The organism is Virgibacillus oceani (assembly GCF_014638995.1).
In the GTDB taxonomy this organism is placed as follows: domain Bacteria; phylum Bacillota; class Bacilli; order Bacillales; family Amphibacillaceae; genus Virgibacillus_E; species Virgibacillus_E oceani.
In genome coordinates this window covers 443,119-466,417 of sequence record NZ_BMFR01000001.1, presented here as the reverse complement: position 1 = coordinate 466,417, position 23,299 = coordinate 443,119, and the positions used below count along the sequence as shown (strand labels likewise).

At 37.6% G+C, this 23,299-nt stretch carries 22 protein-coding genes; 7 read left to right on the top strand and 15 right to left on the bottom strand.

Going from position 1 to position 23,299, the window contains the following annotated elements; all coding sequences use genetic code 11:
- Nucleotides 1-7: 7 nt before the first annotated feature.
- The 7 genes from deoB to IEV74_RS02380 all read right to left on the bottom strand — a co-directional run bounded on the left by deoB (nucleotide 8) and on the right by IEV74_RS02380 (nucleotide 5,665).
- Complete coding sequence (gene deoB / locus IEV74_RS02410) at nucleotides 8-1,186, bottom strand: phosphopentomutase (protein ID WP_188453737.1); 1,179 nt, start codon at nucleotides 1,184-1,186, stop codon at nucleotides 8-10.
- Nucleotides 1,187-1,282: 96 nt separating this feature from the next.
- Entirely contained in the window at nucleotides 1,283-2,173 is an 891-nt protein-coding gene (gene xerD, locus IEV74_RS02405; protein ID WP_188453736.1) for a site-specific tyrosine recombinase XerD, read from the bottom strand.
- Nucleotides 2,174-2,178: 5 nt separating this feature from the next.
- Nucleotides 2,179-2,385, bottom strand: a complete 207-nt coding sequence (locus tag IEV74_RS02400; RefSeq protein ID WP_188453735.1) for a YqzK family protein — start codon at nucleotides 2,383-2,385, stop codon at nucleotides 2,179-2,181.
- Nucleotides 2,386-2,629: 244 nt separating this feature from the next.
- Nucleotides 2,630-3,085, bottom strand: coding sequence for a ferric iron uptake transcriptional regulator (gene fur, locus IEV74_RS02395; protein WP_188453734.1), 456 nt, complete (start codon nucleotides 3,083-3,085; stop codon nucleotides 2,630-2,632).
- 113 nt (nucleotides 3,086-3,198) lie between these two features.
- On the bottom strand, nucleotides 3,199-3,837 hold the full coding sequence (gene spoIIM / locus IEV74_RS02390; protein ID WP_188453733.1) for a stage II sporulation protein M: 639 nt from the start codon (nucleotides 3,835-3,837) through the stop codon (nucleotides 3,199-3,201).
- A 116-nt stretch (nucleotides 3,838-3,953) separates the two neighbouring features.
- The gene (locus IEV74_RS02385; RefSeq protein WP_188453732.1) at nucleotides 3,954-5,120 is read right to left on the bottom strand and encodes an endonuclease Q family protein; all 1,167 of its coding nucleotides are present in this window, start codon (nucleotides 5,118-5,120) and stop codon (nucleotides 3,954-3,956) included.
- Nucleotides 5,117-5,665 carry an NUDIX domain-containing protein gene (locus IEV74_RS02380; RefSeq protein ID WP_188453731.1) on the bottom strand — a complete coding sequence of 183 codons (549 nt, stop codon included), beginning with the start codon at nucleotides 5,663-5,665 and terminating at the stop codon, nucleotides 5,117-5,119. The genes IEV74_RS02385 and IEV74_RS02380 overlap by 4 nt, the downstream gene beginning before the upstream one ends.
- Nucleotides 5,666-5,780: 115 nt before the next feature.
- Between IEV74_RS02380 and IEV74_RS02375 the strand changes: the two genes are divergently transcribed.
- The 3 genes from IEV74_RS02375 to IEV74_RS02365 all read left to right on the top strand — a co-directional run bounded on the left by IEV74_RS02375 (nucleotide 5,781) and on the right by IEV74_RS02365 (nucleotide 8,982).
- A complete protein-coding gene (locus tag IEV74_RS02375) occupies nucleotides 5,781-6,701 on the top strand; it encodes an aldo/keto reductase (protein WP_188453730.1) in 921 nt (306 codons plus the stop codon).
- 164 nt (nucleotides 6,702-6,865) lie between these two features.
- Nucleotides 6,866-8,098, top strand: a complete 1,233-nt coding sequence (dinB, locus tag IEV74_RS02370) for a DNA polymerase IV (protein WP_444545754.1) — start codon at nucleotides 6,866-6,868, stop codon at nucleotides 8,096-8,098.
- Between the two features lie 545 nt (nucleotides 8,099-8,643).
- Nucleotides 8,644-8,982 (top strand): YolD-like family protein, encoded by a 339-nt coding sequence (locus tag IEV74_RS02365; RefSeq protein WP_188453728.1) that lies wholly within the window; start codon nucleotides 8,644-8,646, stop codon nucleotides 8,980-8,982.
- 58 nt (nucleotides 8,983-9,040) lie between these two features.
- Here IEV74_RS02365 and IEV74_RS02360 read toward each other — a convergent pair whose 3' ends face one another.
- From IEV74_RS02360 to IEV74_RS02350, 3 genes are all read right to left on the bottom strand, one after another.
- Nucleotides 9,041-9,835, bottom strand: coding sequence for an SDR family NAD(P)-dependent oxidoreductase (locus IEV74_RS02360; protein WP_188453727.1), 795 nt, complete (start codon nucleotides 9,833-9,835; stop codon nucleotides 9,041-9,043).
- An 8-nt stretch (nucleotides 9,836-9,843) separates the two neighbouring features.
- Entirely contained in the window at nucleotides 9,844-10,806 is a 963-nt protein-coding gene (locus tag IEV74_RS02355) for an MBL fold metallo-hydrolase (RefSeq protein ID WP_188453726.1), read from the bottom strand.
- A 66-nt stretch (nucleotides 10,807-10,872) separates the two neighbouring features.
- Nucleotides 10,873-12,504, bottom strand: a complete 1,632-nt coding sequence (locus IEV74_RS02350) for a M20/M25/M40 family metallo-hydrolase (RefSeq protein WP_188453725.1) — start codon at nucleotides 12,502-12,504, stop codon at nucleotides 10,873-10,875.
- A 68-nt stretch (nucleotides 12,505-12,572) separates the two neighbouring features.
- Here IEV74_RS02350 and IEV74_RS02345 point away from each other — a divergent pair, with 68 nt between their 5' ends.
- From IEV74_RS02345 to IEV74_RS02330, 4 genes are read left to right on the top strand one after another with little or no spacing between them, the layout of a single operon-like run.
- Complete coding sequence (locus IEV74_RS02345) at nucleotides 12,573-13,313, top strand: glycerophosphodiester phosphodiesterase (protein WP_188453724.1); 741 nt, start codon at nucleotides 12,573-12,575, stop codon at nucleotides 13,311-13,313.
- 16 nt (nucleotides 13,314-13,329) lie between these two features.
- Nucleotides 13,330-14,346 carry an NADPH dehydrogenase NamA gene (gene namA / locus IEV74_RS02340; RefSeq protein WP_188453723.1) on the top strand — a complete coding sequence of 339 codons (1,017 nt, stop codon included), beginning with the start codon at nucleotides 13,330-13,332 and terminating at the stop codon, nucleotides 14,344-14,346.
- A gap of 13 nt (nucleotides 14,347-14,359) precedes the next feature.
- Nucleotides 14,360-15,283 carry a ribonuclease Z gene (gene rnz / locus IEV74_RS02335; protein WP_188453722.1) on the top strand — a complete coding sequence of 308 codons (924 nt, stop codon included), beginning with the start codon at nucleotides 14,360-14,362 and terminating at the stop codon, nucleotides 15,281-15,283.
- Between the two features lie 13 nt (nucleotides 15,284-15,296).
- Nucleotides 15,297-16,667, top strand: a complete 1,371-nt coding sequence (locus tag IEV74_RS02330) for an aldehyde dehydrogenase (RefSeq protein WP_188453721.1) — start codon at nucleotides 15,297-15,299, stop codon at nucleotides 16,665-16,667.
- Between the two features lie 42 nt (nucleotides 16,668-16,709).
- Here IEV74_RS02330 and IEV74_RS02325 read toward each other — a convergent pair whose 3' ends face one another.
- The 5 genes from IEV74_RS02325 to IEV74_RS02305 all read right to left on the bottom strand — a co-directional run bounded on the left by IEV74_RS02325 (nucleotide 16,710) and on the right by IEV74_RS02305 (nucleotide 23,261).
- Nucleotides 16,710-17,957 (bottom strand): DNA polymerase IV, encoded by a 1,248-nt coding sequence (locus tag IEV74_RS02325; RefSeq protein WP_188453720.1) that lies wholly within the window; start codon nucleotides 17,955-17,957, stop codon nucleotides 16,710-16,712.
- Nucleotides 17,958-18,046: 89 nt separating this feature from the next.
- On the bottom strand, nucleotides 18,047-19,174 hold the full coding sequence (locus IEV74_RS02320) for a M20/M25/M40 family metallo-hydrolase (protein WP_188453719.1): 1,128 nt from the start codon (nucleotides 19,172-19,174) through the stop codon (nucleotides 18,047-18,049).
- A gap of 59 nt (nucleotides 19,175-19,233) precedes the next feature.
- Nucleotides 19,234-20,787, bottom strand: coding sequence for an acyl-CoA carboxylase subunit beta (locus IEV74_RS02315; RefSeq protein WP_188453718.1), 1,554 nt, complete (start codon nucleotides 20,785-20,787; stop codon nucleotides 19,234-19,236).
- On the bottom strand, nucleotides 20,787-21,611 hold the full coding sequence (gene mce, locus IEV74_RS02310) for a methylmalonyl-CoA epimerase (protein WP_188453717.1): 825 nt from the start codon (nucleotides 21,609-21,611) through the stop codon (nucleotides 20,787-20,789). Before mce ends, IEV74_RS02315 begins: the two co-directional genes overlap by 1 nt.
- Before the next feature lie 15 nt (nucleotides 21,612-21,626).
- Complete coding sequence (locus IEV74_RS02305; RefSeq protein WP_188453716.1) at nucleotides 21,627-23,261, bottom strand: acyl-CoA mutase large subunit family protein; 1,635 nt, start codon at nucleotides 23,259-23,261, stop codon at nucleotides 21,627-21,629.
- Nucleotides 23,262-23,299 lie beyond the last annotated feature (38 nt).

The following is a 23,299-nucleotide window of genomic DNA, read 5'->3' as shown; positions in this document are numbered from 1 at the left end:
TCCTCTCTTAACTAATTTCATTTAAAAAGCTTTTCCCATGTTCGGGCATATTTACGTCAAAGTTATCCGCAATAGTTGCCCCTATATCTGCAAATGTCTCTCTAATTTCCAGCTGACTGCCTTCATCTATGTTCGTGTGGTATACAAGAAGTGGCACATACTCTCTTGTATGATCTGTCCCATAATGGATTGGGTCATTTCCATGATCTGCTGTAATAATTAATAAATCATCATCAGTTAATTTGTTTAAGACTTCTGGAAGCCTGGCATCATAAGTTTCTAATGCTTTACCATACCCTTCTGGATCACGGCGATGGCCATATTTCGCATCAAAATCAACTAAATTTAAAAAGCTAATTCCTTGAAAGTCTTTTTCCATACTGTCTGCTAGTTTTGTCATTCCATCTTCGTTATCCTTTGTACGTATGGCTTTTGTAACACCTTCACCATCATATATATCAGAAATTTTACCTAAGGCAATAACGTCATAATTTGCATCTTTTAACTCATTCATTACAGTGCGGCCAAAAGGCTTTAATGCATAGTCATGTCTGTTCGCAGTACGTTCGAATGCATCAGGTTTTCCTACAAACGGTCTGGCAATTACACGGCCCACCATGTATTTTTCATCTAAAGTAAGCTTACGTGCTGTCTCGCAGATTTGGTACAATTCTTCAATTGGTACAACTTCCTCGTGTGCAGCGATTTGCAGCACGGAATCCGCAGATGTGTAAACGATTAACGCTCCCGTTTTCATATGCTCCTCACCTAGCTCATCAAGTATCGCTGTACCTGAAGCTGGTTTATTACCAATTATTTTTCGGCCGGTTTTTGCTTCTAACTCATCGATTAATTCATTTGGAAAACCATCTGGAAATGTTCTGAATGGCTGCTGAATGTTTAAGCCCATAATCTCCCAATGACCCGTCATTGTATCTTTACCATTTGATGCTTCTTGCATTTTAGTATAATAAGCCATTGGTTTGGATTGCTTTTCAACACCTTTAATTTGTCTGATATTGCTTAATCCGAGCTTAGCCATATTTGGCATGTCAAGACCATTCATGTGTTCTGCAATATGCCCTAATGTATCTGCACCTTTATCATTAAATTTCTCTGCATCTGGTGCTTCACCAATTCCAACAGAATCCATGACAACTAAAAATACTCGTTTAAATTTTTTCATTGCTAATACCTCCCGTATTTATATTTCCTATTTCTTACTGTAATATGTCTATCTTACTATGTTGTATGATGTCAGACAACTAAAAATATAAATATACTATGCCCTCGGATGAAATGACGTATAAACATCTTTCAATCTAGTTTTAGATACATGTGTATATATTTGTGTTGTAGATATGTCGGAATGTCCAAGCATTTCCTGAACTGAGCGCAAATCAGCTCCATTTTCCAGCAAATGCGTTGCAAAAGAATGTCTTAATGTATGTGGTGTTATTCTTTTCTTAATCCCGGCATCTTTTGCAATTAATTTAAGAATTTTCCAAAAGCCTTGTCTTGTTAGTGCTGTGCCATGCCGATTTACAAACAATGTATCTTCTGCTCCATTTTTAAGTAAATTCTCCCGGGCATACTGCAAATAATCCTCTACTGCCTTTTTGGCTACATCTCCCAAGGGAACAATCCGCTCCTTAGAACCCTTTCCAAAACATCGGATAAATCCCATCGTCAAATGCAGATCACTAACTTTTAAAGAAATTAATTCTGTTACTCGCAGGCCAGTAGCATATAATAGTTCAAGCATTGCCTTATTTCGAATATGAAGCGGTGAATTTCCGCTAATTGCTAATAACGATTCCACATCTTTCGTTGATAGTGTATCAGGCAATTTTCTTTCCTTTTTGGGTGTTTCTATATGTAGACTAGCATCCCGATCAACCAATTGCTCATTGATTAAAAATCGATGGAATAACCGAATGGATGAAATTGTGCGTGCGATTGTAGCTGCAGCCTTTCCATCGTCTTTTAACATAAATAAAAAACCGATAATATCACTTCGGACGACATTGTTCCATGTTGTTTTTTGTATTACCTTTTCTATATAGTTCAGGTATTTACTTAAGTCCCTATTATACGACTTTAATGTATTATCAGACAATCCTCTTTCTACTTGCAAGTAATGAAGAAAATCTGTCAATGCAGGCTTCAGCATGGTTATTACTCTCCCAATCGAAAAAATAAGTTCAATCGATCTATAAAACTTTGATCTGCATTAAAAACTTTTACAGAAGGACCCTCAGGTGAATCATAACGATGATATTGTTCATACTCGTTATGCATGATGCGCAACCCGAAATAAAATAAAAATGTACATGCTACAAAAATTATAAAAACCTTTATGGTGTCCCATACCATCCTTCTCATTCGGCATATCCCCTTTCCATTTCCCAACACTATTAAAAGATATGCCAAAAAAGAGTAACAATATACATAAATATGGACAACTTTATCTTAAAAAGTCTCCATCATCAAAATAACCCATATTCATCCATTTGTAAATGAATTAAATAAGGCTATTTTATACTAGTTTATTAATTAGTTAACAAATAAAGAAAATAAAAAAGCCTTTCTTCCTCAATCGAAAAAAGGCAACTTAATGCTTTAGGCATCATGTGGTTTTGACAGCTACTTTTTGACATTGTTTGCAGATTCCATGAAATGTCAAGCGGTGGTCTTTTACCTGAAAACCCCAATCATTTTCAACAATCTTCTCAACATCTCCTAATAAATCATCAACAATTTCTTCGACGGATCCGCATTCAATGCAGACCAAATGATGGTGAAAATGCTCAGCGCCCTCTTTACGCAGGTCATACCTTGAAACACCATCACCGAAGTTTATTTTATCTACAATTTTCAATTCCGATAATAATTCTAATGTGCGATAAACGGTTGCAAGTCCAATTTCCGGTGCTTTTTCTTTTACAAGTAAGTATACATCCTCTGCACTTAAATGATCTTCTTCACGCTCTAGTAAAACTCTAACCGTCGCTTCCCGTTGTGGAGTCAGCTTGTAGCTTTGTGCATGGAGATGCTTCTTTATTCGCTCAATTCGATGTTCCATGGCAAGTCTCCTCCCTCATATCCCCATCTTCATTATATGCACACTTGAAAAACATGTCAAAGTATAATTATTATAATCTAAATTCGATATTATATATTATATAATAATTATTATTATTTATAAAGGGATTGAATTAGAGTTTCCATTGCTTCATTCGCCACAAATGCCTCCAGACCAGCAGCAATCAACGAACCTGCCAGTAATAGGGCAAACATCGTAATATATCTGCCAAACGGCTGCAAAATTGGCTGTGTAAATTTGTGTGAAAATAATTTACCGAGTAACGTTAATGAGAAAATCATCGATAAACTGCCTGCCAATATATAGATTGGAATTATTATAATATTTTGTGGTGCAATCGATAATGATGCTAGGAATAGCCCCTGCAGTCCAAGCTGGTTAACAATAAATCCCACTGAAAATCCAACTACTAATCCCTTCAAAAATATTAATATCCAAACAATTGGCAAGCCGATCACAGATAAACCAAGGATAAATAGTAATAGTAGATATTTAGCATGATAAAAAAAACTGCTTTTCAATATCTCACTATTCTCAATTTGTTGGTTATCAGCGATTTGACCAAAGAATCGTTCCAAATAAAAAAATAAATCCAGCTTCTGTACGGGATTCATGCTGTTAACTATTATTGCACCAAAAATTACACCTGTTAAAAACAGTATGATCATAAAAATATAAATTGCTGCATGTTCTTTTACATGATTAAATACTAGAGTTCTTTTTTGGTACATCGGAATCCTCCATTCAACTAAAGATGATCTATTATTAAAAACTATGAAGAATTCCAATTAAAAATACCAAAATGTTTATTTTTTAATAGGGATTATATTTCCTTTAGAAAAAACAATTAATCTGCATGTGTAATACTTCCATACTTTCCTCCGCCACCTGCTTTAATCGTCAATTTTCCTTCTCTCATTTCCGTAATAGCTATTGCTAGTTTTTCAGGTACTGCTTGTTTTAATTCTTCAAGTGAAGCATAATGTATGACATTCATTTCTGTTTGAAAACGCTCCAGTAATTTTTGAAACGTTTTTGGACCAAGTGATGGTAGATACTCTAAAGGAACCTGGTATAGATAGGGTGGCCGCTTCCTTGTTGTGGTGGCATTTGCTAATTCTTGGATTCGATCAAACACGCCATTGATAATTTTCTTAGAACCACAGCTTGGACATTGCTTCGTTTTATAAGCTACCGGTTCTAAACAGTTGCTGCAGACCGTTGTATGGTATTTTCCTAATTGCGGGTTCATGCCAAAGTTTTGTACTATCTCCCGACCATTCACATGGTGCAATGCCCAATAAAATTCCTTAAAAGAGGCTTCCTCCATACGAATTTCCTGGTATTCACGTGCAATTTTCGCTAAAGAATGTGCATCAGAATTTGATACAAACGTGAAATCATGAAGCTCTTCTATCTGATCAGCCATTTGAGTGTCCGAACTTAATCCAAGCTCGATCCCATCAATTAAGTCAGGATCAAACACTTCTGTCAACGACTGGTTAACACCCTTACCATACATACTTTTAAATGGTGTGAACACATGTGCAGGAATAAATATGCCTGACAATTCCTTTACCTTGTACTGAAGCTCTTTCCCAGTCCCATAATAGCGCTGGGAGCTCAGCGTAATATTTTTCATCTTCGTTGTTAACCATTCAGAAAAAGCACCTATCTTCCGAAGAGTTGGAAAAAACGCCAGAACATGAATTGGCCCTTTGCAGTATTCATCGTATACCTCAATTTCCGATCCTAATAATAGCGTTACCTTTTCAAAGCGAATTCCACCATCTTTTAATTCTTCTGCCTTGCCCTCAGTGATTAATTGTTTTATTTCTTCTTGTACGGCTGGAGCGTGGCTATCGATGACACCTACCATATGAATACCTTTGTTTCGACTAGCCTCTTTTAAAATATTCGTTAATGTTAAGCTTTTCGCTCCAGTAATTTTAACTGGCTTATTGTACATATCCCTTCCAATATGAATATGCATATCGGCAAAATAAGAATTCATTTCATCATCTCCAAAGTTTCCAGATACATTATGGCATAGTTTGTTTTCGCATCATGAATACGCTGATCTTTTACATAAATTTTCGCCTCATCTAGTGTTAGCTCTAAAAGCTCAACAAATTCATCATCATCGCCAGTAACATTCTCCTGCAGGGCTTCCAGCTGATCTGTCATGTAAATATACATTAATTCATCAGCAAAGCCTGGTGAAGTGTAAAAAGAAGTAACATAGGTCAGATTACTTGTTGTATAACCTGTTTCTTCCTCTAATTCACGTACAGCTGTTACTTCCGGTTTTTCCCCTGCTTCCAGTTTACCCGCCGGGATTTCTACCAGTGTTTTTTCTAATGGCTTTCTATACTGTTCAACAAATACAATTTTGTTATCCTTGGTAATTGGAATTATTGCTACCGCACCTGGATGCTTTATGATTTCTCTTGCAGATGTTTTTCCATTTGGCAATGTAACCTCATCCACCTGTAATTTTACAACCTTACCATTATAAATTTTTTCCGTATTTATTGTTTTTTCTTCCAATTTTTTCATTCAAATCAGCCCCACTTATATTTGCTTCCTTCATTTTACCATAAGTGAAATTCTTGAGTTTACAAAGCACTATTTTTACAATAAAAGAAAATAGGATTGAGGAGGAAGGAAAACAATGAAGAAAAACCAGCTTGGTAAATCAGATTTATATATATCAGAACTGACACTTGGCTGTATGTCACTTGGTACTGACAAAACCAAAGCACAGGAAATTATTGATCATGCTTTGTCGGTTGGTATAAATCACTTAGATACTGCTGATCTGTACGATTTTGGGATAAATGAAGAAATTGTTGGTAACGCCATTCATAATAAACGGAATCAGATTATTTTAACTACGAAGGTTGGCAATCATTTTAACAAGGATACGAAAGATTGGTTTTGGGACCCTTCTAAAGAACACATCAAAGCTGGTGTAAAAAATAGTCTGAGGCGTTTAAGAACAGATTATATTGATTTTTATATGCTGCATGGCGGTACAATTGATGACCCAATTGACGAATCAATTGATGCCTTTGAAGATCTAAAAAGAGAAGGTATTATCCGGGCATATGGAATTTCATCGATTCGTCCTAATGTAATTCGAGAATATGTTAAACGTTCAAACATTGATGCTGTAATGATGCAATATAGTATATTGGATCCTAGACCTGAAGAAGAAATGCTCGACCTGCTTCATCAACATGCCGTTAGCGTTCTGGCACGGGGGCCTTTGGCTAAAGGAATATTGAGTAACAAGGGACACCAGCAAATCGAGCGGAAATCACGTGAAGGATTTTTGGATTATTCGTATGAGGAATTGGTTAGGGTATATGATGAAATAAAAAATATTGTTGGGGTAGACACCTCTCTCAATACAACTGCATTACAATATGTGCTTCACCACCCCGCTATCGCAAGTGCTGTATTCGGAGCGAGTTCTATTGTTCAGGTTACTGAAAATGCAGCTATTACACAGGCAACGTTACTGTCTAATGAAAGATATCAAGCCATAAAAGCATCTACTAAGCAGATGCATTACACCAATCATCGCTAACGATTACCCAGGAATGTCTTTTTTAAAGACATTCCTGTTTTTACGATACCCCTCCTTTTTCCCTATCTTTTTTCATTCATACAACAATTTCCATTGAATAAAGAACATATATTCGCATATAATAGTTATACAAACGTTTGTTCTGAAAATTAGAGAGGAAACTTGTGATGAAAAGAGTTATTTTTTTGGTTGACATGCAATCATTCTATGCCTCTGTTGAAAAAGCAGAAAACCCAAAATTAAAAAACAAGCCCGTTATTGTTTCAGGAGATCCCGAGCGCCGAAGCGGAATAATCTTGGCAGCCTGTCCATTAGCCAAAAAATATGGCGTGAAAACTGCTGAAGCATTGTGGCAAGCGCTAGCCAAATGTCCGAATGCCGTTGTGGTACGGCCGCGAATGCAGCGTTACATTGATATGTCATGTCAAATCACAACCATATTGGAACAGTATACAGATCTTGTTGAGGTATTTTCCATTGATGAACAGTTTTTAGACCTTACAGGCAGCTTGAAGCTATTCGGCACCCCATTTACAATGGCAAGAAAAATACAGCAAGAGATCAAGGAGGAAACAGGTGTTTATGCACGGGTCGGAATTGCTCCAAATAAAGCACTTGCAAAAATTGCCTGTGATGCATTTGCTAAAAAAAATCAAGATGGTATTTTTCAGTTGGATAAAACAAATATGCAAGAAATGATGTGGGAGCTCCCTATTGGCAAAATGTTTGGAGTAGGCAGCCGAATGAAACATCACTTGGAACGATTGGGCATTCAAAAAATCGGTCAGTTAGCAAATTTTTCTGTAGACGCATTAAAAAAACGATGGGGCATTAACGGGGAGGTACTATGGCAAATTGCAAACGGAATAGATTATGCTCCCGTCACTGCTAAAACACATGATACGCAAAAGGCGGTAGGGCATCATATGACACTGCCAAGGGATTATGAAGCATTTGACGAAATTAAAGTAATTCTACTGGAATTAAGTGAAGAAGTTGCAAGACGAGCCAGAACCGGTGGTTACCGGGGAAATACGGTATCACTCGGAATACGTGGAGCTGATTTTAATTTCCCCACTGGATTTCACCGGCAACTAAAGCTTTCATCGCCAACCAATTTTGATATGGATATTTACCATGCGGCTCTGCATTTATTCCAGATCCACTGGAATCGCTTGCCAATTCGCAGTGCCGGTGTAACATTATCGCAATTGCAGCCAGCTGACCCTTATCAATTAAGTCTCTTTGATTTTTCGCTAAAAAAGGAACACCTTAATGAAGCGATGGATTATATCTATACAAAATATGGGCCCACCGCTATTGTGCGAGCCTCTTCATTAACCAGTGCCGGGCAGGCATATAGTCGAGCCGAAAAAATTGGCGGACATTATAAATAAAAAGCTATTTTCTAAAAAATTGTTGTTTTTACACAAAAGACGTAAAATGCGACGTAATATTCTCGGGTCGCCGTCCGGGATCGCTGCGGGCGGATGCGCACCTTAGGGCACGGCCTCAGCCTCCTCGAGAAAACCACTCTTTGGTGTCTCCGGACTCGTGCTTTTCTGAGCAGGAGTCACCGCCCGCAGCGATGCCGGACTAGTGAAGTGGAATTAATATATATCGGTACATGCATAGATTGTAATTATTAAATATAAAGTATCTATAATATCTTTAAGAAATCATGATTACGTTATAAATACACTTACTAGCAGCCCGTATACACGGAGACTCCTGTGGGAGATGAGGCATCGGTGAGACCACGGAGCGCGTCAGCGTGAGGAGGCTCATCAGCCGCCCACGGAAAGCGTAGTGTATACGGGCTGCGGGACCAAGGAGCATCCAAAATGAAGCGAAATCACCACAAGTATTTACGTCACAGTTTACGGAAACTGTGTAGTAAAAGACAGCAAAAAAGGAACCAATAGGAAAGAAGGAAGAGCAAATGAATCCAAACAAATTAACGAAAGGTCATAATTTAATGTGGGAATCGAGTCGGATGATGCTGCCGGAACATAAGCTGCGCATACGGGAACATCAAAAAGAATTAAAAAAACAAACGAAACCTATTTTTGACGAACAACAGATTTCATTGTTTTCCCAATTAATTTCGGATGCGATACAACAAGAAAAGGATGTAAAAATTCAAATCTTTCACCCCTATCATGACCAGTGCCTTTCCGGAAAGATTAAAAAAACAACTCCCGAACAGATGAAACTTGTCTCCCCCAATAATAGTACATGGATTTCTTTTGATGACATTATAGATGTTACAATTTTATAGGTGTTCGGATATAGTCAAGTACTTACAAGGAAATAAAAAACAGCCGGTATGACTGTTTTTATTTCCTGTTAAATTGTTTTCTTAATAAAAATTCCATGAATTTTGGAAAAAGCTGATACAGTTTACTGCCAAGGTCCATCCATCTTGGCAAATTAATTTCACGTTTATTCGTAAATAAATGCCGAACAACTTTTCGTGCAACTTTGTCGGGATCAAGCATATAGCGGTCAATGCTTTTTTGATATGTACCGTTCGGATCAGCTGCATCAAAAAAGTTTGTACGAACCGGGCCTAAATTTACCGCCATAACATGAACACCCATATCTTTCATTTCTAAACGCAGTGCATTTGTAAATCCAAGAACTGCATGTTTAGTAGAGGCATAAATAGCTGATTTCGGTGTCGCAATCTTGCCAGCCTGTGAAGCTATATTAATAATGTGCCCTTCCTGTTTTGCCAAGAAATGCGGCAACACAAGCGCCGTTCCTTGAATCAGTGCAAACACATTCAAATGAAACATATTTTCCATATCAGCGAGTTTCATCGTTTCCACATAATCGAATACTCCCGCACCCGCATTATTGATTAAACCATCTATTTGTTTATGTTCTGATAAAATTTGTTTAAAAACATTCTCGAGTTCTGTCTGATTAGTTAAATCCGCTTGATACACAAATGACTGAGCTCCAAGCATTTGATCAATCGTTTGTTTTTGTCGTGCTAGCTTCCCAATCGAACGGGCGATCATAATAGGGATGCCGCCATTCTTAGCAATATGCCAGGCAATACACTCACCAATACCACTTGATGCCCCTGTTACAATAATTGATTTGCTCGAAATACTTCTACTCAAACTACCACCTATTTCACATGATATACAAATACATCATTGTCACTGTATTTTGTAATATATCCCTCGTTTTCAAGAAAATCAAGCTGACCGATTGTTTCGGAAATTGTCAGGTCAAGTTCATGATCAATATGTTTCGGAAAAAGCTTTTTACAAATTTCAAAAGGTGTATGTTCCTTTTCTTTTAGCATATCAAGTACTTTAGCTGCTCGTTGTTCCTGTTTTTCTAAACGGGCTGGAATTAATTCAGCTACATTCGTAAAAATTTCTCCATGTCCAGGATAAACTGTTTTAATATCCAATGAAAGACACTTCAGTAAATTTGTCCGATATTGCAAAATCGGTTTTGGACGCTCAGATTCCTCATCAATTGGCGGTTCCAATAACGGATTTGGAGAAATGTGTTTCAATAGGTGATCCCCTGCAAGAAAGGCTCCATCTGCTTCCCGTAAAAATGATAAATGACTCTGTGCATGTCCTTTCGTTTCGATAACTTGCCAATCGCCATGACCAGGCAGAACATCCCCCTCATCTAATTTTGCAGTTAGTTCTCCAACACCAGCGTACCGTAATGGCAAATCTAATTTATCCAGGAATTGCATATAACTGTCTGGAACACCAGAAGCGACAAAATAGTCATTAAAAAACTGCTGATAACGCTTTAAAAATGATTTATTTCTTGTTAACCATAAATTATTAATGCTGTGTCCAGCTATAGTTTGAATTCTTGAAAATTCCCCTACTAACCCAATGTGATCTGGATGATGGTGCGTTAATATGATTTGTTCAATATCATTTGGTTGATACCCTATTTGTTTTAGTTGGTATGTCAGCGCTTCCCACGCCTCTTTTGTTTTCACACCTGCATCAATTAATGACAATGTATCTCCTTTTAATAGATAAACATGCACATCTCCAACCGCATATGGTGTTGGCAGTGTTAGTTTAGTAATTGTATCGTGTAATACCTTCATGTATAAGCCCCCAAGGAAGTGAATGGTCATTCATTTATATAAGTTTACCTCTTTTTCATAAAAATGTCACCCAAATGACTTTGTTTCTAGCAATTGATGTATGGCACTAGTTAGAATCTCTGGTAAATACTCAAAGCTGTACGTCAATTCTAGGCGTTCGGTCCATTGATGCGGATCCTTTCCTTTAGGACCAATGTTTAATATTGGCATTGTCAGCTTTTCCATGATATCTTCCGGAAAAACAAATCCATTGTTTTGCAGGGGCATATTTGCTGTTAATTGGCCTAACGTACTTTGAGATGAAACTGGCCCAACATAGCTTAAATCTGATAGTCCTGTAAAAAATTCTGCGACAGTTAAATCAATATTGTAAGATCGCGATGTTTTTTCCGTGATGGATTCCATTACACCTTTTATATACGGATCATTATACGATGATACAGCAGGATAAAATGGCGGACTATAAAAGAGTACAATCATCGGACTCAAGTCTTTGCACATTGCTGCTAACTCCTGAACAAGCAAAGTAGAAAAATCCCGGTCCCCTTTGTCTCTCTGACTGACTAACAAATTTTGCCGTCTTTTTATTTCATTATTTCCATATCGTTTCACGGCTTCGTTATATAATTCTTGATACATCAAAATGTTTACACTAATATTGGGCAGTGCAAAATCTGATGCCAGGTCAGCGAAATTATCTGCCTTCTCTTTTACATAGTTTTCTATTTCCCTTCCGGCTTTTTTAGCACTTTCAAGCAATTTTTGATTAATTTGGTTAAAAGTTTGTTTTAAATATAAAACATTGTACATTGCAATTGCTGCATGTGGTGTCTGTACAGAGTATTTTTCCTTTAAGTCACGCTGCATTAAACTGGTTGGAGGAGGTGTTACTTCATCACCAATTTTTTCGATAAATGCCTCATTTAACTCTAGCTGCTGGGATAAAAAACTAATCATTAAATTTGGGTTAATACCTGCAAATGGTTCACCGACATGTGATTCTTTCCCATAGCAATAAAAACCGGGAAGTACCTTTCCGATTGAACCCGTATATATATAATGTGAAGGATCGCCTGGGTATTTGCTAAACATGGGCTCACCGTTAAGACATGCTTGAAAAGTTAAATTCTCACTCTTCTGTAATTCATTTAAAACCGGCAGCGCAGTCAGCATCCCTTTTGAATTCATTTCTTCATCAGGAACGGTTAACAGAAGAATGTTTCCATCGAACTCACTGTCAATTGCTTTTTCCAGCATAGACAAGTGCAAGGATAACCCTGCTTTCATATCCATCGTTCCCCGGCCAAATAACCATTCACCAGAATTTAAATCCTGCTGTATATGTTCTGGTAATTGATCTTTGAGTTTATTTATTTCTTTTGTTAACTCCCTTGGAAGAAAGGCAAGATTTTTTAGTGATCCATAATCTTCTACATCGACAACGTCAAAGTGGCTTAATAAAATAACTGTTTCTTTCGCAGCATTCTTTTTAACTAACGCTGTAAGTAGTCTTCTGCCGTCATCTAATGGATGCAATCTTAATAATTCAGGGTTGGTTTGAAAATATTCTTTTTGTGCAAGCAAATGATAAATATATTCTGCCAATGCGATTTCCGCGTTGCTGCCAGTTACACTTTGATGATTAACTAAAGAGCATAAAAGTTCCGTTAATTCTTCCTTCGTTTGCCAGTTTTTCATACGTATCCTCCCTATGGAAATTGACTTTTCGAAAAGAATAAAACACAATCAAACAAGAGGTGAAATTATTGACTACTAAAATTATCGCTCATCGCGGGGCTAGCAAACTAGCACCAGAAAATACAATGCCCGCCTTCAGACTTGCCCATGAATTGGGTTCAGACGGCATTGAAACGGATGTACAGCTAACAAAGGACAATGTTCCGGTTTTAATTCATGATGAACATGTCAAGCGAACGACAAATGGAATCGGCTATATTAAGGACCTCACAATTAATCAGGTGAAACAATTAGATGCTGGCTCCTGGTTTTCCAAAAAATATGCTGGAACATCAATTATCACACTTGAAGAATTCCTTCATTGGATTAAACCCAAGCCGTTATACTTAAATATTGAACTGAAAAATAATAAAATAGACTATAAGAACATTGAAACAATTGTATATGAAATGGTAAAGCATTATCAATTATTAAACCGTACAACACTGTCGACATTTAATCCGAACAGTGTAAAACGGATTAACAAACTTCATAGTGATATTAAGGTTGCCTTTTTAACATCAAGAAATAAAAATCTTATATCCTATGCGCAAAGCCTTGGTGCAAATGCGTTACACGTAAAATACCGTTTGCTGAATCGTTTGCTTGTTGAACAATGTCAAAAAGCAAATATGAAAATCCGGGTATATACATTGAATAGACCATCAAGAATACTAAAGTCATATGCCTTAAAATGTGATGGTATTTTTACCGATGTACCTAATATAGCACAGCACTATCGTAAACTTTTCAAAGAAAAAAACAAATAATCATAGGAGGAACAACATGTCTAATTTATTCTCAGCAATTACTATTAAAGATGTCGAACTAAAAAACCGGATCGTTATGTCCCCCATGTGTATGTATTCCTGTTATAATCGTGATGGGAAAATCACACCATTTCATATAACACATCTAACAAGCAGAGCAGTTGGGCAAGTAGGTCTAGTAATGACAGAGGCTATTGCAGTAATGCCGGAAGGGCGTATCTCTCCTGAAGATTTAGGAATTTGGAATGACGAACATGTCGCAGGACTAAAAGAACTTAATGAACAAATACACGCTTATGGTGCAAAATCTGCAACACAGCTTGCACACGCTGGACGAAAGGCAGTATTGGATTCAGCGATTTACGCTCCCTCCGCCCTGCCATTTAACGATTCATCAGATACTCCCGTTGAGATGACAGAAGAAGCTATACAAAAAACAATAGAAGCTTTTAAAAATGGTGCAAGGAGAGCAAAAGAAGCCGGATTTGACATCATTGAACTGCACGGTGCACATGGCTATTTAATCAATCAATTCCTTTCACCCCTTACAAATAAAAGGACAGATAAATACGGCGGTTCAAAGGAAAATCGTTACCGTTTCCTATCTGAAATTATTGAGACTGTTCAGACCGAATGGAATGGTCCGCTATTTGTACGGATTTCTACAGATGAATACCATGATGAAGGTAATACACTTGAAGACTTCATTTATTTTGCAAAGGAAATGAAAAACCAAGGAATAGATTTAATTGATTGCAGTTCAGGTGGTGTTGTACCAGCTAAAATCAATTCCTATCCCGGCTATCAGCTGCCTCGTTGCCAAAAAATCAAATACGAAACAGGCATTGCTACCGGGGCCGTTGGGCTTATTACCAGTGGTTTACAGGCGGAGGAAATTATTCAAAATGAAAGGGCAGATCTAGTATTTATTGGTCGATCCCTGCTGAGAAATCCATATTGGGCCAAGTGTGCTGCCGATGAACTGGGATATTCCATTAATCCACCCGTACAGTACAAACGAGGCTGGAGTTAGGAGGCACGTACGAATGGAACTAATTTTCCTCGGAACAGGCGCAGGCGTCCCGTCAAAAGAACGTAATGTTTCTGCCATTGCTTTGACAATGCTTCAGGAACAAAACAGCATTTGGCTGTTTGATTGCGGGGAATCAACACAACATCAAATTTTAAATACATCAATACGTCCCAGAAAAATAAACAAAATTTTTATTACACATATGCATGGGGACCATATATTTGGTCTCCCAGGCCTTTTAAGCAGCCGTTCCTTTCAAGGTGGAGACGACTTATTAACTGTTTACGGACCGCATGGTATTAAACAATATATCGAGACAAGTCTTCAAGTCAGCGGAACACATCTCACCTATCCGTTAAAAATAATTGAAATTACGGAAGGACAAATTATTGATGATGACAAATTCACAGTAATTTGCAAAAAACTTGATCACGGAATTCCATGTTACGGCTACCGTATCGTGGAAAAGGATAAACCTGGTGAACTGTTAGTCGAGAAATTGAAAGAAGCAGGCATACACCCTGGGACCGTCTATCAGAAAATCAAGGATAATGCTACCGTAACCGTGAATGAAAAAACCATTTATCGAAAACATTATATTGGACCAAATAAACCAGGAAGAATCATTTCTATTTTAGGAGACACACGACTTACTGAACAAAATAAATTATTTGTGGAAAATTCCGACGTTCTTGTGCACGAGGCAACTTTTGATGATTCAAAAGAAAAATTAGCTAAAGACTATTTTCATTCCACAACAACTCAGGCGGCTTCCCTAGCCAAAGAAAGCAATACGCAAAAATTAGTGTTAACACACATCTCATCACGCTATCAAAGAGAAGATTGCAAACAATTACTCATAGAGGCACAAGGGGTTTTTCCTAACACTGTACTCGCATATGATTTTTACCGGATGACAATACATCCTAAAAAATAGAGGAGTGTTTAGAATGGATCAAATAGAGAGATTAGTGGAAAGTCAGCGGGATTACTTCTTAAGAGGGGAAACACTGACATATTCTTTTCGAAAGGAGCAGCTTAAAAAGCTAAAAAGTATACTTAAAAAATATGAAAATAGTGTATATCAAGCACTAAAAGCCGATTTAAACAAATCCAGACATGAAGCACTTACAACAGAGGTTGGGTTTCTTTATACTGAAATAGATTTTGCACTGAAAAATCTTAAAGACTGGATGAAGCCCGAAAAAGCGGACGTACCTATTACACATAAAGGTACGAAAAACTATATTCTGTCTGAACCGTATGGTGTTTCGTTCGTGATTTCTCCCTGGAACTATCCATTGCAGTTAGCAATAGCCCCCGCAATAGGTGCAATTGCAGCCGGCAATACAGTTATCCTAAAGCCATCGGAGCTAACCCCAACAACTTCTTCATTATTATCTGAAATGATTGGAGAAACATTTGATAATAATTATTTTGCCGTAGTTGAAGGTGGCAAGGATGTTAGTGAACACCTATTAAAACAAAAATTTGACTACATCTTTTTTACTGGAAGCACTGCTGTCGGAAAAATTATAATGAGGGAAGCAAGTACACACCTTACACCTGTCACATTGGAATTAGGGGGGAAAAGTCCTGCAATTGTCGACAAAGATGCCGATATTGATCTAGCGGCAAAGCGAATTGTTTGGGGTAAATTTACAAATGCCGGTCAAACATGTGTAGCACCGGATTATTTGTATGTTCATAAGGATATTAAGCAGAAACTGTTTAAGGCAATCAAGAAATATATTAAATCATTTTATGGAAAAAGACCTTTGAAAAATGAAGGTTATGTCCGGATCATTAATGAAAACCATTTTAATAGATTACAAGCTTTTCTAACTGAAGGAAAAATTGTACATGGTGGAAATTACAGCAAAAATAAACTTGCAATTGAGCCAACTATTTTAGACAAAATTTCGTGGGAAGATCCAATTATGCAAGAAGAGATATTCGGTCCTTTGTTACCTATATTTACATTTAGCGATCTCGATGCTGTTATTTCAAAAATCAAGCAACTGGATAAGCCATTAGCACTTTATTATTTTGGAGAAAAACTGACAGCACAGCAAAAAATTATACAGGGTATTTCATTTGGCGGCGGGTGTATTAATGATACACTCTATCATTTAGCAAATCCATATCTTCCTTTTGGAGGAGTCGGAAGCAGCGGAATTGGAAGATACCATGGGAAATATAGCTTTGAAACATTCTCACACAAGAAAAGTGTGTTAAAACAAACTACAAAATTTGATATGCCTTTTCGCTATCCTGGTGGAAAAGTAGCTGAAGCGCTGGTTAAACGAATAATAAAATAATTTGGCTCACAACTATTATCACTTTACAATAGTTGTGAGCCTTTACTTTTTATAATCATCTAAAAAATCCTTTTGAAAACTAGTTCGTGGCTGATTAGCCTTATCTTCATCCTTTAACTGCATAAAAGGATTTTTTCCGTATTTAGATGTAAGCTCGTCAATGGCAGTATAAAGCTTTTCTTTTTCCGCTTCCTTTTCATAGGTAAACAAATCCAGCTGTTGTGCGATATTTTCCTTCACTTCAACATCTTGCACCGTAATTCCCAGCAAACGAATCGGTTCCATATTCCAATGTTTATGAAACAATTCATTTGAGATGTAAAGAATATCTTCTTTATTTTCAATATATGATTGCAGCTTTTTACTCCTTGTGATTGTCTTGCGGTCATGATAGCGAATCATAATTTGCACACCACGCCCGGCTGCACGCTTTCGTTTCATTCTGCGTTCGACACTGTCTGCCAATTGGCCCATTAAGTTTCGGATTTCATTTTCATCCGTAGTATCCAGCGGAAGTGTTTGTGAGCTTCCGATACTTTTGAATTCATGTACCGCTTCAGGGTCAACTTGCCTTGGATCTATCCCATTGGCCCGATTCTTTAATCGTTCTCCATTTATACCTAAAACACGTTTTAATTGATATACATCCCCATTGGCAAGATCCCCAATCGTATTGACTTCAATCGTATTTAATTTATTTGCAGTCTTTTCACCAATACCATACATATCTCCCACCGGTAATGGCCAAAGTTTTTGCGGTAAATCCCGTTTTCTCAGAACTGTAATGCCTAATGGCTTTTTCATGTCAGATGCCATTTTTGCCAAAAATTTATTTGGGGCGATACCTATACTGCACGGAAGGTCAAGTTCATTTTTAATTTTAGTTTGCAGATTTTCTGCTATTTCCAATGGATTACCGAGATGTCCGCTTTCGGTTATATCCATATATCCTTCATCAATTGAGACTGGTTGAACGAATGGCGTTATTTCCGCTAAGATTTTAAACATTTCTTTTGATGCTGTTCGGTATCGCTCAAAGTTAGGTCGCATCACTATTAAACTTGGGCATAATTTTCGTGCCTGCCACAATGTCATTGTCGTTTTTACACCTTTTGCCCGAGCCTCATAGCTGCTGGTAACAATAATTCCTTTTCGTTCTTCCGGATTACCAGCAATCGCCAGTGGCTTCCCTTTTAAGGTTGGGTCATAGGCCATCTCCACAGATGCATAAAAACAATTCATATCGATATGAAAAATAACACGGCCTTTTTTGGGGTACCATTGAGACATAATTAACATCCTTTGCGAACGGTTGTTTGTTTTTTATTATAACATAATTTAAAAAGAACCCTAAGAGCTTAAGGGTTCCTTTTCAATAATTATTTATTTGCTGCTTCTTGTACAATCGCTGTAACAAGCTCAGATACTTTTACCAGCTCATCAACAGGAATCCGTTCATTAGTTGTGTGAATTTCTTCATATCCAACAGCCAAATTTACAGTTGGTATTCCAAGTCCTGCAATAACATTTGCATCACTGCCACCGCCGCTTTTTAGCAGTTTACTATCTCGTCCAATTGATTTTGCTGCACTTCTCGCAATTTCAACAACCTCATCCCCTGCTTCTTGTTTAAATCCAGGGTACATTACTTGCACATCGACATTAGCGCTTCCACCAAGCTCTTTGGCAGTCGATTCAAACGCCTCTTTCATTTTAGCAACCTGTGCTTCCATTTTTTCAGGAACAAGTGAACGTGCCTCTGCCAAAATTTCAACATAATCACACACAATGTTTGTCTGCTTACCACCTTCAAATCGGCCGATATTAGCAGTTGTTTCTTCGTCAATTCGCCCAAGCGGCATTTTAGCAATAGCTTTGGCCGCGAGTGTAATTGCTGAAACACCTTTTTCAGGTGCTACGCCCGCATGTGCCGTTTTGCCTTTCATGACAGTATAGATTTTGGCTTGTGTTGGAGCCGCGACAATAATGTCTCCAACTGTACCATTACTATCAATCGCATATCCGTATTTTGCTTTTAACAATGAACTATCCAATGCTTTTGCACCAACTAAACCCGATTCTTCACCTGCAGTGATAACAAATTGAATATCTCCATGTTCAATATTATTTTCCTGTAACGTACGGATTGCCTCCAATATTGCAGCTAGGCCAGCCTTATCGTCAGCGCCTAAAATTGTCGTACCATCGGATACAATATATCCGTCTTTAATGGATGGCTTTATATTATTTCCCGGTACAACTGTATCCATGTGTGATGTAAAATAAATAGTATCAGCATCATCTTTTGTACCCTTTAAATTACAAATCAGGTTACCTGCTGCGTGACCCGTTTCATTTTTGCTATTATCCTCAATAACGTTTAAACCAAGATCAGTAAACTTCTTTTTTAATACCTCGGCAATTTTTTCTTCATGCTTTGTTTCTGAATCAATCTGTACCAATTCCATAAATTCATTGATTAATCGATCATTGTTTACGTGAACCATTTGTAAAATTCTCCTTTTTCTATGTAAAGTGTGGATTCATGATTACTGCTAATAATAATTTATAATGGTATATTTCCATGCTTTTTCTTAGGTCTGTCCTCTTGCTTTTGGGCTAACATCTCTAAGCTTTGAATAAGTTTTATCCGGGTTTCCCTTGGATCAATTACGTCGTCGACCATTCCAAGTCCTGCCGCAACGTAAGGATTTGCAAATCTTTCACGATACGTATCTATTTTTTCCTGTCGTGTTGCTTCTGGATTATTGCTCTCAGCAATTTCCTTTGCAAAAATTACATTTGCTGCACCCTCTGGACCCATTACAGCGATTTCCGCGTTTGGCCATGCATATACTAAATCAGCCCCAATAGATTTACTGTTTAACGCGACATAGGCTCCACCGAAGGCTTTTCGTGTAATAATAGTAATTTTAGGTACAGTTGCTTCAGAATAGGCATATAAAATTTTTGCTCCATGACGTATGATACCACCATGCTCTTGTTTAACACCAGGGAAAAAGCCTGTAACATCCTCAAATGTAATAAGCGGGATGTTAAACGCGTCGCAGAAACGAATAAATCTGGCTGCTTTATCACTTGAATCAATATCTAGTCCGCCAGCAAGATATTTCGGCTGATTACAAACAAGACCTACTGTTTGACCGTTGATCCGACCAAAGCCAACTACGATATTTTTTGCAAATTCTTTATGAATTTCAAAAAAGCTGTTTTTATCAAGTACTTGTTCAATCACTTTTTTTACGTCATATGGTTTTGTAGAATCAAATGGAACAATCTCTGTCAGTTCTGGACAAAGATTATCAGTCTTCTTCTCAGCTAAAGCGGCTGAATTCGGTTTCTCCTGATTATTTGCAGGTAAATAGTCAAGTAATTCACGAACGGTATCCAGCGCTTCTTCCTCTGTTTTAGTTTTAAAATGAGCGTTTCCGCTTTTCGCATTATGAATTTGTGCTCCGCCTAAATCTTCTGATGATATTTTTTCACCGGTAACTGTTTCAATTACTTTCGGACCTGTTATGAACATTTGTGATGTCTTTTCAACCATGATAACAAAATCAGTAATAGCTGGGGAATAAACGGCACCGCCAGCACTTGGACCCATAATAACTGATATTTGCGGAATAACTCCTGAATAGATTGAATTACGATAAAAAACTTGTCCATATCCATCTAGAGAAGATACACCTTCCTGAATTCGTGCCCCTCCAGAATCGTTTAACCCAATAAATGGCACACCATTTTTAGCAGCCAAATCCATAACTGCTGCTATCTTTTTTCCGTGCATTTCGCCAAGTGCCCCGCCATAAACAGTGAAATCCTGGGCAAACAGGTAGATGGCTTTACCATTTATTTTCCCGTATCCAGTTACAACTCCTTCACCCTTTGCTATAGAACTATCCATACCAAAATCGGAAGCACGGTGTTCAATAAAAGGATTTAATTCAACAAAAGATGCATCATCAAGCAGGTAATCAATGCGTTCTCTTGCCGTCATTTTGCCTTTGGCATGCTGCTTATCAATCCTTTCGTCACCACCACCAAGTTCAACCTGTCTGCGTTTATCGTATAATTCATTTATTTTATCAAAAATATCCATTATAAATCACTTCCCTCAGTATGTTGGCATAACTCCAGCAAAACTCCATTTGCTGCTTTTGGATGGATAAAAGCTATTTGACTATTATGCGCCCCGGATTTTGCTTCTTCATTGATTAGCTTTATACCTGCCTGTTTATATTTCTGTAATCGTTCTTCAACATTATCCACTTCAAGTGCAATATGGTGGATCCCTTCTCCTTTTTTGTCAAGAAACTTTTGAATCGTGGATGTATCGTCTAATGGTTCTAACAGTTCAAATCGCGACTCGCCAATTTTAAGAAATGCTACCTTAACTCCTTCTGATTTAACTGCTTCTACCCCTTCCAATTCTAATCCTAATGTATCTGTATAAAAGGAGATTGCTTGATCAATTGAATGAACTGCTATTCCAATATGAGCAATTTTATTTGGTTGTTCTAATTTAGAATGCTCCGGATTGATAAGCTGTTTAATATAGTTTGCAAGTGCTTCGGTTGATGAACCGCTTGTAAAGATCTTATTAATTCCTTTTTCAATTAAATAAGGAATATCCTCACTTGGGATAACACCCCCTGCAACAACAGGAATATCGCCGGCATTTCTCTCTTGTAATGCCTCGATTACCTTTGGAAACAATGTACGATGCGCTCCGGACAAAGAAGATAGTCCAATAACATCTACATCCTCCTGTATAGCTGCCTGCGCAATTTGAATTGGTGATTGTCTTAAACCGGTATAGATGACCTCCATTCCATGGTCACGCAATGCCTGTGCAATTACCAGCGCGCCACGATCATGACCGTCCAATCCCGGTTTTGCAATTAATACGCGTATTTTCCCCATCTGTCTCTCCCCCTATTAAATTCCTGTAAATTCGCCAAATTCATCACGTAAAACGTTGCAAATCTCCCCAATGGTTGCATATTGCTTTACGGCATCCAGAATATATGGAATTAAGTTTACATCTTCCTTCTTTGCCTGTTTTTTTAAATTGATTAGAGCCATATTAACCTTCTCTTGGTTACGATTTTCTCTTGTCATTTTAACCGACTTTTTTTGTGCTTGCTCAAGTGCCTCATCAACTTTAAGCAAATCGGGATTTACTTCCTCATCAAGCTTAAACTTATTTAATCCTACAATGATTTCATCTTCTTTTTCGATGCGTTTTTGTGTTTCATATGCATTGTGCTGAATTTCCCTTTGCATAAATCCTTCTTCGATCGCTTTAACCGCGCCACCCAATTCATTGACACGGTCAATATATTTGTAAACTTCATCTTCTATCTTATCAGTTAATTCTTCCACATAAAAGGAGCCAGCAAATGGATCTATCGTATCAGCGACACCGCTTTCATGGGCAATGATTTGCTGTGTTCTGAGTGCAATTCTTGCTGAGTCCTCTGTTGGTAATGATAATGCTTCATCTCGAGAGTTTGTGTGTAAACTTTGCGTTCCCCCCATAACCGCCGCAAGCGCTTGCAAAGTTACGCGAACTATGTTGTTATCTGGCTGCTGAGCAGTTAACGTCGAACCACCTGTTTGCGTATGGAAACGCATTTTCCAGCTTTTAGCATCTTTAGCTTTATAATGCTCCTTCATAATTTTTGCCCATATTCTTCGTGCTGCACGGAACTTCGCAACTTCCTCAAAAAAATGATTGTGTGCATTAAAGAAAAACGCAAGCCTTGGAGCAAATGCATCTATATCTAATCCCGCTTTCAGAGCAGCGTCAACATATGCCATTCCATTTGCAATCGTGAATGCTACTTCTTGCACAGCCGTAGAACCAGCTTCCCTAATGTGGTAGCCAGATATGCTTATCGTGTTAAATTTTGGAACATGCAGCTGACAAAATTCAAAAATGTTTGTTATTAATCGCATGGATGGCTTCGGTGGAAAAATATATGTACCACGAGCGATATATTCTTTTAAAATATCATTTTGGATTGTTCCTGTTAATTTATCTAACGAAACACCTTGCTTTTCACCCACTGCAATGTACATACACAACAATACTGATGCAGGTGCATTAATCGTCATCGATGTACTTACCTTATCAAGTGGGATTTGATCTAATAGCTGTTCCATATCATGAAGCGTATCAATCGCCACACCAACTTTTCCTACTTCTCCTTCAGCCATTGCATCATCAGAATCATAACCTATTTGCGTAGGCAAATCGAACGCAACTGAAAGTCCTGTTTGACCTTGTTCCAACAAATATCGAAACCTTTTATTCGTTTCTAAAGCTGAACCGAAACCTGCATATTGACGCATCGTCCAGAAACGACTGCGGTACATCGTGGGCTGTATTCCACGTGTATATGGATAGGAACCCGGATACCCAAGTTTTTCCTCATATTTGTCTGTATTTTCATTTGCATACAATTTGTCAACCTTTATATTGGATGATGTAGTAAACGTTTCCTTTCGTTCAGGAAAACGCTTAATTGTTTTTTCAACAGATTGTTCCCAATTATTTCTTTCAGTCATCAGATATAGCCTCCATTCCAAAAAATTTTTTATAATTC

Bases quoted from the DNA above. Each gene is read 5' to 3' on its own strand.
- IEV74_RS02330 (WP_188453721.1), top strand. From the start codon at position 15,297: ATGGATCAAATAGAGAGATTAGTGGAAAGTCAGCGGGATTACTTCTTA.
- spoIIM (WP_188453733.1), bottom strand. From the start codon at position 3,837: ATGTACCAAAAAAGAACTCTAGTATTTAATCATGTAAAAGAACATGCA.
- fur (WP_188453734.1), bottom strand. From the start codon at position 3,085: ATGGAACATCGAATTGAGCGAATAAAGAAGCATCTCCATGCACAAAGC.
- xerD (WP_188453736.1), bottom strand. From the start codon at position 2,173: ATGCTGAAGCCTGCATTGACAGATTTTCTTCATTACTTGCAAGTAGAA.
- IEV74_RS02325 (WP_188453720.1), bottom strand. From the start codon at position 17,957: ATGTCTCAATGGTACCCCAAAAAAGGCCGTGTTATTTTTCATATCGAT.
- namA (WP_188453723.1), top strand. From the start codon at position 13,330: ATGTCTAATTTATTCTCAGCAATTACTATTAAAGATGTCGAACTAAAA.
- deoB (WP_188453737.1), bottom strand. From the start codon at position 1,186: ATGAAAAAATTTAAACGAGTATTTTTAGTTGTCATGGATTCTGTTGGA.
- IEV74_RS02315 (WP_188453718.1), bottom strand. From the start codon at position 20,787: ATGGATATTTTTGATAAAATAAATGAATTATACGATAAACGCAGACAG.
- IEV74_RS02305 (WP_188453716.1), bottom strand. From the start codon at position 23,261: ATGACTGAAAGAAATAATTGGGAACAATCTGTTGAAAAAACAATTAAG.
- IEV74_RS02365 (WP_188453728.1), top strand. From the start codon at position 8,644: ATGAATCCAAACAAATTAACGAAAGGTCATAATTTAATGTGGGAATCG.
- rnz (WP_188453722.1), top strand. From the start codon at position 14,360: ATGGAACTAATTTTCCTCGGAACAGGCGCAGGCGTCCCGTCAAAAGAA.
- mce (WP_188453717.1), bottom strand. From the start codon at position 21,611: ATGGGGAAAATACGCGTATTAATTGCAAAACCGGGATTGGACGGTCAT.
- IEV74_RS02400 (WP_188453735.1), bottom strand. From the start codon at position 2,385: ATGAGAAGGATGGTATGGGACACCATAAAGGTTTTTATAATTTTTGTA.
- IEV74_RS02380 (WP_188453731.1), bottom strand. From the start codon at position 5,665: ATGAAAAAATTGGAAGAAAAAACAATAAATACGGAAAAAATTTATAAT.
- IEV74_RS02385 (WP_188453732.1), bottom strand. From the start codon at position 5,120: ATGAATTCTTATTTTGCCGATATGCATATTCATATTGGAAGGGATATG.
- IEV74_RS02375 (WP_188453730.1), top strand. From the start codon at position 5,781: ATGAAGAAAAACCAGCTTGGTAAATCAGATTTATATATATCAGAACTG.
- IEV74_RS02320 (WP_188453719.1), bottom strand. From the start codon at position 19,174: ATGGTTCACGTAAACAATGATCGATTAATCAATGAATTTATGGAATTG.
- IEV74_RS02350 (WP_188453725.1), bottom strand. From the start codon at position 12,504: ATGAAAAACTGGCAAACGAAGGAAGAATTAACGGAACTTTTATGCTCT.
- IEV74_RS02355 (WP_188453726.1), bottom strand. From the start codon at position 10,806: ATGAAGGTATTACACGATACAATTACTAAACTAACACTGCCAACACCA.